General features: G+C 61.8%; 13 protein-coding genes. 8 read left to right on the plus strand and 5 right to left on the minus strand.

The window, feature by feature from the left end:
* Positions 1–15: 15 nt before the first annotated feature.
* Positions 16–1,164, minus strand: coding sequence for a GGDEF domain-containing protein (locus I5961_RS11240; protein WP_227235261.1), 1,149 nt, complete (start codon positions 1,162–1,164; stop codon positions 16–18).
* Between the two features lie 109 nt (positions 1,165–1,273).
* Here I5961_RS11240 and I5961_RS11245 point away from each other — a divergent pair, with 109 nt between their 5' ends.
* Complete coding sequence (locus I5961_RS11245) at positions 1,274–1,666, plus strand: GFA family protein (protein ID WP_227235262.1); 393 nt, start codon at positions 1,274–1,276, stop codon at positions 1,664–1,666.
* 38 nt (positions 1,667–1,704) lie between these two features.
* Here the strand turns inward: I5961_RS11245 and I5961_RS11250 are convergent, their stop codons facing one another.
* Positions 1,705–2,535 (minus strand): alpha/beta fold hydrolase, encoded by an 831-nt coding sequence (locus I5961_RS11250; protein ID WP_085698827.1) that lies wholly within the window; start codon positions 2,533–2,535, stop codon positions 1,705–1,707.
* Between the two features lie 227 nt (positions 2,536–2,762).
* Here I5961_RS11250 and I5961_RS11255 point away from each other — a divergent pair, with 227 nt between their 5' ends.
* From I5961_RS11255 to I5961_RS11280, 6 genes are all read left to right on the plus strand, one after another.
* Positions 2,763–3,695: an acetoacetate decarboxylase gene (locus I5961_RS11255; RefSeq protein WP_085698829.1), complete on the plus strand. Its 933-nt coding sequence runs from the start codon at positions 2,763–2,765 to the stop codon at positions 3,693–3,695.
* Positions 3,692–4,375, plus strand: coding sequence for a type 1 glutamine amidotransferase domain-containing protein (locus I5961_RS11260; RefSeq protein WP_085698831.1), 684 nt, complete (start codon positions 3,692–3,694; stop codon positions 4,373–4,375). The genes I5961_RS11255 and I5961_RS11260 overlap by 4 nt, the downstream gene beginning before the upstream one ends.
* A 136-nt stretch (positions 4,376–4,511) precedes the next feature.
* Positions 4,512–4,967 carry a (2Fe-2S)-binding protein gene (locus I5961_RS11265; protein WP_007956954.1) on the plus strand — a complete coding sequence of 152 codons (456 nt, stop codon included), beginning with the start codon at positions 4,512–4,514 and terminating at the stop codon, positions 4,965–4,967.
* A 17-nt stretch (positions 4,968–4,984) separates the two neighbouring features.
* On the plus strand, positions 4,985–7,147 hold the full coding sequence (locus I5961_RS11270; protein WP_227235264.1) for a xanthine dehydrogenase family protein molybdopterin-binding subunit: 2,163 nt from the start codon (positions 4,985–4,987) through the stop codon (positions 7,145–7,147).
* Position 7,148: 1 nt separating this feature from the next.
* The gene (locus I5961_RS11275; RefSeq protein WP_227235265.1) at positions 7,149–7,727 is read left to right on the plus strand and encodes a hypothetical protein; all 579 of its coding nucleotides are present in this window, start codon (positions 7,149–7,151) and stop codon (positions 7,725–7,727) included.
* Between the two features lie 61 nt (positions 7,728–7,788).
* Positions 7,789–8,754, plus strand: a complete 966-nt coding sequence (locus tag I5961_RS11280) for a sensor domain-containing diguanylate cyclase (protein ID WP_085698839.1) — start codon at positions 7,789–7,791, stop codon at positions 8,752–8,754.
* Between the two features lie 81 nt (positions 8,755–8,835).
* Here I5961_RS11280 and I5961_RS11285 read toward each other — a convergent pair whose 3' ends face one another.
* Positions 8,836–9,261 carry a VOC family protein gene (locus I5961_RS11285; RefSeq protein ID WP_227235267.1) on the minus strand — a complete coding sequence of 142 codons (426 nt, stop codon included), beginning with the start codon at positions 9,259–9,261 and terminating at the stop codon, positions 8,836–8,838.
* Between the two features lie 112 nt (positions 9,262–9,373).
* On the opposite strand from I5961_RS11285, the gene I5961_RS11290 reads away from it, so the two are divergent.
* Positions 9,374–10,237 (plus strand): LysR family transcriptional regulator, encoded by an 864-nt coding sequence (locus tag I5961_RS11290; RefSeq protein ID WP_227235268.1) that lies wholly within the window; start codon positions 9,374–9,376, stop codon positions 10,235–10,237.
* 45 nt (positions 10,238–10,282) lie between these two features.
* Here I5961_RS11290 and fabI read toward each other — a convergent pair whose 3' ends face one another.
* Complete coding sequence (gene fabI / locus I5961_RS11295; protein WP_085698845.1) at positions 10,283–11,077, minus strand: enoyl-ACP reductase FabI; 795 nt, start codon at positions 11,075–11,077, stop codon at positions 10,283–10,285.
* A 19-nt stretch (positions 11,078–11,096) separates the two neighbouring features.
* Positions 11,097–12,707: an ABC transporter ATP-binding protein gene (locus I5961_RS11300; RefSeq protein ID WP_085698847.1), complete on the minus strand. Its 1,611-nt coding sequence runs from the start codon at positions 12,705–12,707 to the stop codon at positions 11,097–11,099.
* Position 12,708: the final 1 nt, after the last annotated feature.

The raw sequence follows: 12,708 nt of genomic DNA on the forward strand, positions 1-12,708 counted from the left end.
GCAGGCAAGGATAGGTCAGGTGTAGTCAACCAGTTGAATGCGGTTGCGCCCGGCGCGCTTGGATTCGTAGAGCGCGCTGTCACCTTGCTCGATCAACGCTGCGAGGCTGGCCGGCGGCTGATTGAACACCTTGGCGCCGATGCTCAGGGTGACGGCCTGCGGGGTGGTGTAGGTCTGGGTCGTCATCTGCTGAAACTGCTCACGCAGCGCACTGTCCAGCAGCATGATCTGTGCGTGGGATACATCGCCCAGCAGCATCACGAATTCGTCACCGCCCAGCCGTGCCGCCAGCGCGCCTTTGGGCAGCACCGCGCGGATCATTTCGCTGAGGGCAATGAGCAACCGGTCGCCGGCGGTATGGCCATACAGGTCGTTGATCAGTTTGAAGTTGTCGATGTCGATCAGCAGCAGGGCGCCGGGGCGGGCGTTGGAGACTTCATCGAGCAGGCGCGGTGCACGGACTTCCAGGGCGCGACGGTTGTACAGCGCGGTCAGCGGATCCCGGGCGGCCAGTTCGGCGATCTGTTTTTCCCGACGATAGCGCTCGGTGCCGGTCATCGACAGCGCGATCAGCATGATCGCCATTGCGCCCTCGACCAGGGAAATCTGAATGATCTCGCCGCGCAGCGACGCCAGATCGATCAGCGTGCCGGGAATCACCGCGATGATCGCCTTGGTGAAATAAAACGTGCCGTGGATCAGCAGCACATAACGCAATTGCACCGCGCCGACGCTCAGCGAACTGCCATGCGGGCGCAGTAACAGGCTGGCCCGCAGCATCAACGCGGCCACCAGCAGCGAGTTGGCCATCAGCATGATCTTTGACCACGATGGACTTTCAGGTAACAGCAGCAACGCCAGCCACAGCAGGAACATCAAGTACCAGGCTCGCGACAACCGGCGCTGGGTAAACCGCGCGACCCCCAGCAGAAACAGCCAGTGCGCGACCACCAGCAAGCCGTTGGCGAACCAGATGCCGATCAGCGGATAACCGTTGGCGCGCAACAGGGCCAGGCTCGAACCGACGGTGATGGTGGCGAAACCGGCGCTCCAGAACAGCAGGGAGGGTTCGCGGATGCTGCGCCATTCGACCGCCAGATACAGGGCGGCCGCCGCGGCCAGGGCGGTGGAAATGGTGAGCATCGTGAGAGGATCGAGCGCCATGAAAGAACAGGTCTGCCTGAGTAGTATTAATGGGCCACGATTGTAAGCGTTCCCCCATTGGGCTGCTATTTTCACTCACCGGATATTCCATTTTCAGACGAGGTGTCCCATGGACCGAGTGACCGGCGGTTGTCTGTGCGGCGAAGTGCGGATCGAGGCATCGGGGCGCCCCTACAGGGTTGGCGTTTGTCATTGTCTGGATTGCCGCAAACACCATGGCGCGCTGTTTGCCGTGTCGGCGATCTTTCCCGAGGACGCGGTGGCGATCAGCGGCGAAACCCGTGACTTTGCGGGGCGACATTTCTGTCCGCGCTGTGGCTCCTCGGTGTTCGGCCGCAGTGGCGATGAAGTCGAGGTCAATCTGGGTGTGCTGGATGCGCCGGATCAATTCCAGCCTGCCTATGAGCTGTGGACGGTGCGTCGCGAGTCGTGGCTGCCGGCGTTTCCATTGGCCAGACACTACGCGCGTGATCGCGAGGGAACGGGGCGAACCGAAGAGTAAGCGGGGTCAGGCTGGGCGCCTGACCCCGGCCAATAAAATCAGCCGCGAATAAAGGCCAGCAAATCCGCGTTGATCGTCGGCGCCTCGGTGGTCGGCATGCCGTGGGGGAAGCCCGGGTAGATCTTCAGCGTGCTGTTCTTCAGCAGCTTCGCCGAGAGTACGCCGGCGTTTTCGTACGGCACGATCTGGTCGTCATCGCCGTGCATCACCAGCACCGGGATCGAGATGCCTTTCAGGTCTTCGGTGAAGTCGGTCTGCGAGAACGCGACGATACCGTCGTAGTGAGCCTTGGCGCCGCCCATCATGCCCTGACGCCACCAGTTGAGAACCACCGCTTCCGAAGCCTTGGCCCCGGGCCGGTTGTAGCCATAGAACGGGCCGGCCGGCACGTCGTGGTAGAACTGCGAGCGATTGGCTGCCAGTTGCGCCTGAAGATCGTCGAATACCGACTTCGGCAAGCCGCCGGGATTGCTTTCGGTTTTCACCATCAGCGGCGGCACTGCGCTGATGATCGCGGCTTTGGATACCCGATCCTCGCCATGCCGGGCGATGTAATGAATGACTTCGCCACCACCGGTGGAGTGGCCGACGTGCACGGCTTTCTGCGTCCCCAGATGGTTGACCACCGCCGCCACGTCGTCGGCGTAATGATCCATGTCGTGGCCGTCCCAGACCTGGCTCGAACGCCCGTGGCCCCGTCGATCATGGGCCACGACCCGGAAGCCCTGAGCAAGGAAGAACAGCATCTGCGCATCCCAGTCATCCGCGCTCAGCGGCCAGCCGTGGTGGAAGTGGATTACCGGAGCGTCTTTCGGGCCCCAGTCCTTGTAGAAGATTTCGACGCCGTCTTTCGTTGTGACAAATCCCATGTTTGCGACTCCTGGAAATGCGGAACGTGACCCCGAAGGGAGTGATGACAAGCGTTATCAACTCTAGGATTGAAGTGCACTTCAAGGTCAAGCAAGTTCCGAACGGTCATTGCTGGAGTGAATGGTGGGTCATAGGCGTTGTGCGCTTGACCTTAAAGTTTGGTTGAACCTTAGAGTTCTTGCTCACCGGCCATTCGCCGGGTCAATCAGCGAGAGGGTCAGCGAACATGAACAAGCGCTTTACAGAGGTGGAATTCGGAACGCACAAGGTTGAAGTGCTGGAGGGCGGCTACTACGACCGATTCCGGATGAACCCCAACCTCGACGAAGTGGCCCGGGACAATGCAGCCGGCAACATCGACTTCTTCCGGCGCATTCCCAAGCTACAGGTCGCGTCGAGAGTCGGGCCGACCTGGGCGCCGAACTTCTATTACCGTTCCGGCAGCGTGCAGTTGCTGTTCCTGGCGCCGCTGGACCGTCTGCGCGCCACCTTGCCTGCGCCGCTTGAACCGCTGCGGGCGTTTCCCGGTTACGGACTGGTGGCGCTGACGTTTTTCTCCTATTCGGTTTGCGACAACGACCCGTACGACGAAGTCTCCGTGGCGATTGTCGTGCGTCGCCCCGGCGCCCGCGGCTCCCATGCGCGGGAACTGATGGACGCCATGCGCCGACGCAGTTTCACCGCCCATGTGCTGGCGCTGCCGGTGAACACCGAAATCGCCCGGGTGCGCGGCGTGCACGGCTATCAATTGCCCAAGTGGCGCGCCGACATCAACGTGAACATCGGCACCAGCGTCAGTGCCCACATCGACGGGCCCAAGGGCTTGCCGGACCTGGTGCTGAAAGCGCCGCTGCCAACCCTGAAAAACGTCACGCCGCAATCGCGCATGAGCACCGCCACCATGATTCATCAGGTCGATGGCCTGTGGCACCAGAGCGTGGTGCAGAGCAACACACTATCCTTTGCCCAACGCCTGTTTCCCCGCGATGTGCAGCTGGATCGCAACGGCGGCCCGCTGAGCCAGTTGCTCGATGGCCTCGGGGCTACGCGGATCCTGCGGCTGGACGTGATCAAGGACGCGCAGATCGTGCTGAACCTGCCGGTGCCGCTGACGGCGTTCGGTCAGGCCGGTGTTACCCAGAGAGAGGCTGCCAAATGACCCACCGTATCCTGCATGTCGTGACCAATGTCGCTCACTATGCCGATCCGACCGAACCCACCGGGCTGTGGTTGGGGGAGTTGACCCATGCCTGGCAGGTGTTCGCGGAAAAAGGCTTTGAGCAGCAACTGGTCAGCCCCAAGGGCGGGCAAAGTCCGTTGGAGCCACGGGCGCTGAAGTGGCCGATGCTCGACCGCTCGGCGAAGGCCTGGCTGAACGACCCCGCCAGCATGGCGCTACTGGCGAATACCGCCAGCCCGGAACAGATCGACAGCGCGGATTTCGACGCCATCTACTTCACCGGTGGCCATGCGGTGATGTGGGACTTTCCCGATGACCCCGGTCTGCAACGGCTGACCCGGGAGATCTTCGAGCGCGGCGGGATCGTTTCGTCGGTCTGCCATGGTTATTGCGGGTTGCTCAACACGCGACTATCGGACGGCAGCCTGCTGGTGGCGGGGCGCAAGGTCACCGGTTACTCGTGGATGGAAGAAGTGTTGGCTGGTGTCGCGAAAAAAGTACCGTACGACTCGGAACAACAGATGAAAGATCGCGGGGCACGCTACGAAAAGGCGTTTCTGCCGTTCACGTCGAATGTGGTGACCGACGGCAAACTGGTAACCGGGCAGAACCCGCAATCGGCCAAGGCTACGGCGCAACGTGTTGCCGCGATGCTGTAGATCCATGACCGGTGGTCGCGGCAACTGGTCGTCGAGTCAAAATGCGCTTAGCTGAAAGGGATAAGCCGAGGCGCGCGCAGCCATCGAAAGCTGTAGCCGCGCCCTTCAGAACACCGTGAGTCTGAGGAAATCCCCGATGCTGACCTTGAACATCAATGGCAAGGATCAGGAGCTCGATGTCCCTGCGGACATGCCGTTGCTCTGGGTTCTGCGCGATGTCGCGCACCTGACCGGTACCAAATTCGGTTGCGGCATGGCCCAGTGCGGTGCTTGCACCGTGCATGTCGATGGCGCACCGCTGCGCTCGTGCATCACGCCGGCCACCGCCGTGGCCCACGGCCAGAAAATCCTCACCATCGAAGGTTTGTCCAGTGACGGTTCGCACCCGGTGCAGCAGGCCTGGGCCGAGCTGGACGTGGTGCAGTGCGGCTATTGCCAGTCCGGGCAGATCATGTCCGCCGCCGCGTTGCTGGCGAAAATCCCCAAACCCACCGACAGCGATATCGATCAGGCGCTCTCCGGCAACATCTGCCGCTGCGGCACGTATCCAAGAATCCGTGCGGCGGTCAAACGCGCCGCCGACATTGGTTGAGCGAGGGGAAGTGAGTGATGAACAGTCCTGTATCCCGTCGCGGATTTCTCAAGGGCAGCGCCGTGCTTGGCGGTGGTCTGGTGGTGGCGTTCGTGGTGCCCGGCGGCAACCGCTTTGCCACGGCAGCGGAAAATGAAGGCGAGGCCTTTGCGCCGAACGCATTCCTGCGGATTGCCCCGGACAACAGCGTCACGGTGCTGCTCGGCCATTCGGAAATGGGGCAGGGTATCTGGACCGGCCTGACCATGTTGATCGCCGAAGAACTGGACGCCGATTGGTCGAAGATTCGTGTCGAGCACTCTCCGGCGTCGGCAGCCGATTACGGCATGCCCGCGTTTGGCGGGATGCAGATCACCGGTGGGTCGACCTCGACCTGGATGGAGTTCGACCGCTACCGACTCGCGGGCGCTACGGCGCGGCAGATGTTGATCGAGGCCGCGGCCAAGCGTTTCAACGTGGCACCCTCGACGATCCGCACCGAGTCCGGCGTGGTGATTGCCGGTGACAACCGCGCCACCTACGGCGAACTGGCGGACGCCGCCGGGCAACTGCCGGTGCCGGATCCGAAGTCGATCACGTTCAAGGAAGCCAAGGACTGGAAGGTCATCGGCAAACCCACCAAACGCCTCGACACCCCGGAGAAAATCACTGGCCGCGCGAAGTTCGGCATGGACGTGCAGTTTGAGGGATTGATGACGGCGATGGTCGCGCGTGCCCCGGCGTTTGGCGCCACGGTGAAATCCTTTGAAGGCGCTGGGGCGCTGGCGATCCCCGGCGTGCATAAAGTGGTGCAGGTGCCGACCGGCGTGGCGGTAGTCGCCGAGCATTACTGGGCGGCGAAACTCGGGCGCGATGCGCTAAAGGTCGATTGGGACCTTGGGCCTGACGCTGACCTGAGCAGTGAAAAGCTGTTGGCGAGTTTCCGCAAACTGGCGGCCACGCCGGGCACCTCGGCGGCGCAGGCTGGCGATGCCAAGGGCAACTTCGGCAAGGCTGCGAAGAAAATCGACGTCGAATACAGCGTGCCGTACCTGGCCCATGCACCGATGGAACCGCTGAACTGCACGGTGAAGATCAGTGCCGACAAGTGCGAGATCTGGACCGGCACCCAGTTCCAGACGCTGGATCAGATGGTCGCCGGCAAAATTACCGGGCTTAAACCGGAGCAGGTCGAGATCCACACCGAGTTCCTCGGTGGCGGTTTCGGTCGCCGGGCCAACCCGACCTCGGACTTTGTCGCCGAAGCGGTGCAAGTGGCCAAGGCTGCCGCGATGCCGGTGAAAACCGTGTGGTCGCGTGAGGATGATATTCGTGGCGGTTATTACCGCTCGATGTTCCTGCATCAGGCGAAGATCGGCCTCGGCCCCGACGGCATGCCGCTGGCCTGGCAGCATGTGCTGGTCGGGCAGTCGATCATGGCCGGCACCATGCTCGAGAAAACCATGGTCAAGAATGGCGTCGACCAGACGTCGGTCGAAGGCGTTTCGGACAGCCCGTACATCAAGGGCCTGGCCCATCATCAGGTCGATCTGCATTCGCCGACCACCGGGATCAACGTGCTGTGGCTGCGTTCGGTGGGCCACAGCCACACCGCGTTTGTCGTGGAATCGCTGATCGATGAAATGGCCACGGCGGCGGGCAAGGATCCGGTGGAGTACCGACGAACGCTGCTCAAGGACCACGCCCGGCATCTCGGCGTGCTGAACCTGGCGGTGGAGAAGGCCAACTGGAAAGCGCCGCTGCCGGACGGTCATGCGCTGGGCGTGGCGGTGCATGAGTCGTTCGGCAGCTATGTGGCGCAAGTCGCCGAGGTGTCCCAGGACAATCTGGCGATCCGCGTGCATCGCGTGGTCTGCGCGGTGGACTGCGGAGTCGCGGTCAACCCGCAGAGCATCGCGGCGCAGATGGAGTCGTGCATCACCTTCGGCCTGGGCATGGCGCTGCACAGCAAACTGACGCTCAAGGACGGCCAGGTCGTGCAGTCCAACTATCACGACTATCAAGTGTTGCGGCTCAATGAAATGCCGGTGGTCGAGGTGCACATCGTGCCGAGCACCGACAAACCCGGCGGCATCGGCGAGGCCGGTGTGCCGCCGACCGCGCCGGCGGTGGCCAACGCGGTGTTCGCCCTGACCGGGCAGCGTTTGCGGGAACTGCCGCTGCAACTGTCGGGGGTGTGAGATGAAACGACATCTGTTGTTGGGCACGGTGATGCTGGTCGGGCTGGGCGGTTACGCGTCGGACCTGTTTGCCGACGATCAGGAAGCCTTGAAAGCCTTCGGCACGGTGCAGAAAGTCTTCCAGAGCCCGCGTTGCCAGAACTGCCACATTCCCGGCGATTCACCGTTGCAGTTCGACGCCGGCATTCCCCACGCCATGAGCGTGGTGCGCGGCATGGACGGCAAGGGCGCGGCTGGTTTGCCTTGCGCCACCTGCCACGCCGAGAGCAATCCGCCGGCCAGTTACGGTCCTCACGCGCCACCCGGCGCGCCGCACTGGAGCCTGCCGCCCGCCGCCCACAAAATGGCCTGGATCGGTCTGCCGCCGGACCGCTTGTGCGCAATGATCAAGGACCGCGCCAGCAACGGCGACCGGGATTTCGCCGCACTGATCAAACACGTCAGCGAGGACAAACTGGTGCTCTGGGGCTGGAATCCCGGAGCAGGGCGCGCGCCGGTTCCGGTGCCGCACGATATCTTCGTGTCCCAGTTCAAACTGTGGGCCGATGCGGGCGGGCCGTGTCCGGTGGTCGGCGGGTGAGAGGTTGAGTGATCGCTGATTCGGGCTACTCTCAACTGCATCGACGTCAAAGGAGTGTGTGATGCTGGTACCCGGCAAACCCGCCAATGAAGCTGTCCGTATTCAAGCGTTGCAGGACCTGAAACTGCTCGACACCGCACCGGAAGAGCGCTTCGACCGGCTGACGCGACTGGCCAAGCGCCTGTTCAACGTGCCGATCGCACTGGTCACGCTGGTGGATAAGGAGCGGCAATGGTTCAAGTCTTGCGTGGGTCTGGACACGACCGAAACGCCGCGCTCGGTTTCATTCTGCGGTCATGCGATTCTCAGGGACGAGCTCATGCTGGTGCCTGACGCCCGAGAGGACGACCGTTTCCACGACAACCCGTTGGTTACCGGGGAGCCAAACATCCGGTTCTACGCCGGTTATCCGCTGACCGTGCCCAACGGCAACAAGATGGGCACCTTGTGCCTGATCGACACCAAACCCCGCGATCTTGACGATGAGGAACGCGCCTTGTTGCGCGATCTGGCCGGCATGGCCGAACAGGAACTGATGGCCGTGCAGATGGCGAGCATGGATGAGCTGACGCTGCTGTCCAACCGTCGTGGCTTCAAGATGCTGGCCCAGCATGCGCTCGACGCCTGCGCACGCCTGGAAAAACCGGCGACGCTGCTGTTTTTCGATCTCAATGACTTCAAACAGATCAACGATCTTTATGGGCATGCCGAGGGCGACAGCGCGCTGAAGAACTTCGCCGATGTGCTGCGCATCGCCTTTCGCGAGAGTGATGTGGTCGGGCGCCTGGGTGGCGATGAATTCGTGGCGCTGCTGACTGGCTCAAGTCACGTGGAAACCACCCGGATCATGGCGCGGCTCAAGGACATTCTCGAAGAGCGCAATGCCACATTGCACCGGGGTTACGCGATTCGCTTCAGTGTCGGCCAGATCGAATACGACCCGCGACGGCATGAAACGGTAGACAAGTTGCTGGCGGATGCGGATGCAGCGATGTATGAGCACAAGCAGGCATTGAAGCGTTGTTAGTGCGGGCCTCTTCGCCAGCCGGCTCGCTGCCACCCGGATTGTGGGAGAGAGTCTTCTGGCGAGGCGTCTTTGAAGACGCTGCTATTTGCCAAACAACTGCCCGATATCCTTGAACGCCTTGAACTCCAGCGCATTGCCGCATGGGTCAAACAGAAACATCGTCGCCTGTTCTCCCACCTGACCCTGAAAGCGAATGCCGGGCTCAATCACGAACCGCGTGCCCAGTGATTTCAGACGCTCGGCCAGGGCGTGCCATTCCTCCATGCCCAGCACCACACCGAAATGCGGCACCGGCACGTCATGCCCGTCCACGGCGTTGGTGTGGGCGGCTTCCTGTGAGGCGTTTTTCGGCGCCAGGTGAATCACCAGTTGATGACCGAAGAAATTGAAGTCGACCCAGTGATCGCTGGAACGACCTTCCTCCAGGCCGAACACTTCACTGTAAAAGTGCCGGGCGGCTTCGAGGTCGTATACGGGAATGGCCAGATGGAAGGGGCTGAGTGGCATGGGCTGGTCTCGATCAGCGATTGGGATGGGTTGAGTCTAACGCTGTGCATTTCGATTGAAAGACGATAGTTTTTGCGCCGAGCTCAAATTATTTCGATCAATCGAGGTGTCCATGCTGCGTGAATTAAGAACCTTTCTGGCAGTGGCGCAGCACGGCACCTTTGTCTCGGCGGGCCTGCATGTCGGCCTGACCCAATCGGCGGTCAGTGCGCAGATTCGCAATCTGGAACAGGCGCTGGGGGTAAAACTGTTCGATCGCACCGGGCGGCAGGCGATCCTCAATCCGGCTGGACAGCGCGCGGTGCCGATGGCGAAGGAAATGCTCGCCACTTTCAGCCGCATGGCGATCAGTGAAGACGCCAGCGAGTTTCGCGGCGAGCTGAGAATCGGTGCCGTGGCCACCGCACAGACCGGGTTGTTGCCTCAGGCCTTGCTGCGTTTACGCCAGCAGGCGCCGGGCGTGGAGCCGAAGCTGGTGCCGGGTGTGTCGTTGAACCTGTTGAGCCAGGTGGATGCCGGGGAAGTCGATCTGGCGATCATGATCAAGCCGCCGTTCGAATTGCCCAAGGAGTTGTCGGCGCAGGTGATCCGGCGCGAGCCGTTTGTGCTGATCGTGCCGCCCGACGTCGAGGGCGACGATCCGCTGCAATTGCTCGCAGAACAGCCGCACGTCCGCTATGACCGTAATTCGTTTGGCGGAAGGCTGGTGACGCGATTTCTGCGAGAGCAGCGGATAGACGTTCACGTAGCGCTGGAGCTGGATGAGCTGGAAGCGATCGTGAAGATGGTCGAGTGCGGGCTCGGGGTTTCGTTGCTGCCCAGAGCCGGGCTATGGCTGGAGCATCCGCTGAAGGTGAGGGTGATCGAACTGGGAGAACTGACGTTTCATCGGGAGATGGTGGTTTTGCAGCGCTACAGTCAGCGTTCTCAACCGATTCAACAGATGTTTGCCCGTTGCCTGGAATCGCAGGCATGAAAAAGCCCGCCTGAACAGGCGGGCTTTTTATCGGCAGCGCGAAGATTACTCTTCGATGTTGCCCATGGCGGTGGTGTTGAAGCCGCCGTCCACGTAGGTGATTTCACCGCTGATGCCGGACGCCAGGTCCGAGCACAGGAAGGCGCCGACGTTGCCGACTTCTTCGATGGTGACGTTGCGACGCAGCGGGGTCTGCGCTTCGTTGGCGGCCAGCATCTTGCGGAAGCTCTTGATGCCGGAAGCGGCCAGGGTGCGGATCGGACCGGCCGATACGCAGTTGACGCGAGTGCCTTCCGGGCCCAGAGAGCCGGCCAGGTAGCGTACGCCGGCTTCCAGCGAAGCCTTGGCCATGCCCATGACGTTGTAGTTCGGCATGGTGCGCTCGGCGCCCAGGTAGGACAGGGTCAACAGGCTGCCGTTGCGGCCCTTCATCATTTCGCGACCAGCCTTGGCCAGCGCGACGAAGCTGTAGGCGCTGATGTCGTGGGAGATGCGATAGCCTTCACGGGTGGTGACTTCGGTGAAGTCGCCGTCCAGTTGGTCGCCCGGGGCGAAGCCGACGGAGTGCACGATGCAGTCCAGGCCGTCCCACTTTTTGCTCAGCTCTTCGAAGACCTTGGCGATTTCTTCATCGCTGGCCACGTCGCACGGGAAGCACAGCTCAGGGCTCGAACCCCAGCCCTGTGCGAACTCTTCGACGCGACCTTTCAGTTTTTCGTTCTGATAAGTGAAGGCAAGCTCAGCGCCCTCGCGATGCATGGCGGCAGCGATGCCGGATGCGATGGACAGCTTGCTGGCGACACCGACGATCAGTACGCGCTTACCGGCGAGAAAACCCATGTGTTGCTCCTCTTTCAGGTTATTGCGCAGTGGCTGGTGCCAGGAAAGCGGCCTCCAGCAACTGCTGTGTATACGGATGTTGGGGGGCGGCAAAGATACTTTGCGCGTCTCCCTGTTCGACCACTTGGCCATGCTTGACCACCATCAGCTGGTGGCTCAGCGCTTTCACAACAGCCAGGTCATGGCTGATGAACAAATACGTCAGGTTGTACTTGGCTTGCAGTGAACGCAACAACTCCACCACTTGCCGCTGCACCGTCCGGTCGAGGGCCGAAGTCGGCTCGTCCAGCAGGATCAGCGCCGGTTTGAGCACCAAGGCCCGGGCTATGGCAATTCGCTGCCGTTGCCCACCGGAAAATTCGTGGGGGTAGCGGTGCCGGGTTTCCGGATCCAGACCTACCTCCTTCAATGCCGCAATAATTGCCGCTTCCTGCTCGGCGGCGGTGCCCATCCTGTGGATCCGCAAACCCTCGCCAACGATGTCGCTTACGCACATCCGCGGGCTCAGGCTGCCAAACGGGTCCTGAAACACCACCTGCATCTCCCGGCGCAACGGCCGGACTTCGCTTTGCGTCAGGCAATCCAGCTGTTTGCCCTCAAAACGGATCGCACCCTGGCTGCCGATCAACCGCAGGATCGCCAGACCCAGGGTGGATTTACCGGAACCGCTTTCTCCCACAATCCCCAGGGTCTGACCCTGAGGCAAGCTGAAATTGATGCCGTCCACTGCCTTGACGTGATCCACCGTGCGCTTGAGCAGGCCTTTCCTGATCGGGAACCAGACTTTCAAGTCCTCGACCTCAAGCAGCGGCGCCCCGATTTTATTGCTTGCCGGGCCTCCGCTGGGCTCCGCGCCAAGCAGTTCCCGAGTGTACGGATGCTGCGGCGAACGGAACAGCTCTTCGCACGATGCCTGTTCGACGATGCAACCGCGCTGCATGACACATACACGATGCGCAATTCTTCGCACGAGGTTCAAATCGTGACTGATCAGTAACAGCGCCATGCCCAATCGGGCCTGCAATTGCTTGAGCAGGTCGAGGATTTTCAGCTGAACGGTCACGTCCAGCGCGGTGGTCGGTTCGTCGGCGATCAGCAGTTCCGGCTCGTTGGCCAGGGCCATGGCGATCATCACCCGCTGGCGCTGGCCGCCGGACAATTCGTGGGGCAGGGCCTTGAGACGCTTGTGTGGCTCGGGGATGCCGACCATTTCCAGCAGCTCGAGCGTGCGCTTGGTCGCGACCTTGCCGGTCAGGCCCTTGTGGATGCCCAGCACCTCGTTGATCTGCTTTTCGATCGAGTGCAGCGGGTTGAGCGAGGTCATCGGCTCCTGAAAGATCATTGCGATCCGGTTGCCGCGAATGTGACGGATGGTCTTTTCGCTCAGCCCCAACAGGTTTTGCCCGGAATAGTTGATGCTGCCGGACGGATGTCGCGCCAGCGGGTAGGGCAGCAGGCGCAGGATCGAATGCGCCGTCACCGACTTGCCCGAGCCAGACTCGCCGACCAGCGCCAGGGTTTCGCCGCGCTTGATGTCGAAACTCACGCCCTCGACCACCCGTTGCACGCGATCGCCGAGGCCGAATTCGACGGCGAGGTCGCGGATTTCGATCAGATTGTCCTGATTCATG

Source organism: Pseudomonas sp. IAC-BECa141 (genome assembly GCF_020544405.1).
Taxonomy (GTDB): domain Bacteria; phylum Pseudomonadota; class Gammaproteobacteria; order Pseudomonadales; family Pseudomonadaceae; genus Aquipseudomonas.

What these genes read in the sequence shown, in the direction of transcription:
- I5961_RS11240 (WP_227235261.1), bottom strand. Translation starts at nt 1,164, where the DNA reads ATGGCGCTCGATCCTCTCACGATGCTCACCATTTCCACCGCCCTGGCC.
- I5961_RS11245 (WP_227235262.1), top strand. Translation starts at nt 1,274, where the DNA reads ATGGACCGAGTGACCGGCGGTTGTCTGTGCGGCGAAGTGCGGATCGAG.
- I5961_RS11250 (WP_085698827.1), bottom strand. Translation starts at nt 2,535, where the DNA reads ATGGGATTTGTCACAACGAAAGACGGCGTCGAAATCTTCTACAAGGAC.
- I5961_RS11255 (WP_085698829.1), top strand. Translation starts at nt 2,763, where the DNA reads ATGAACAAGCGCTTTACAGAGGTGGAATTCGGAACGCACAAGGTTGAA.
- I5961_RS11260 (WP_085698831.1), top strand. Translation starts at nt 3,692, where the DNA reads ATGACCCACCGTATCCTGCATGTCGTGACCAATGTCGCTCACTATGCC.
- I5961_RS11265 (WP_007956954.1), top strand. Translation starts at nt 4,512, where the DNA reads ATGCTGACCTTGAACATCAATGGCAAGGATCAGGAGCTCGATGTCCCT.
- I5961_RS11270 (WP_227235264.1), top strand. Translation starts at nt 4,985, where the DNA reads ATGAACAGTCCTGTATCCCGTCGCGGATTTCTCAAGGGCAGCGCCGTG.
- I5961_RS11275 (WP_227235265.1), top strand. Translation starts at nt 7,149, where the DNA reads ATGAAACGACATCTGTTGTTGGGCACGGTGATGCTGGTCGGGCTGGGC.
- I5961_RS11280 (WP_085698839.1), top strand. Translation starts at nt 7,789, where the DNA reads ATGCTGGTACCCGGCAAACCCGCCAATGAAGCTGTCCGTATTCAAGCG.
- I5961_RS11285 (WP_227235267.1), bottom strand. Translation starts at nt 9,261, where the DNA reads ATGCCACTCAGCCCCTTCCATCTGGCCATTCCCGTATACGACCTCGAA.
- I5961_RS11290 (WP_227235268.1), top strand. Translation starts at nt 9,374, where the DNA reads ATGCTGCGTGAATTAAGAACCTTTCTGGCAGTGGCGCAGCACGGCACC.
- fabI (WP_085698845.1), bottom strand. Translation starts at nt 11,077, where the DNA reads ATGGGTTTTCTCGCCGGTAAGCGCGTACTGATCGTCGGTGTCGCCAGC.
- I5961_RS11300 (WP_085698847.1), bottom strand. Translation starts at nt 12,707, where the DNA reads ATGAATCAGGACAATCTGATCGAAATCCGCGACCTCGCCGTCGAATTC.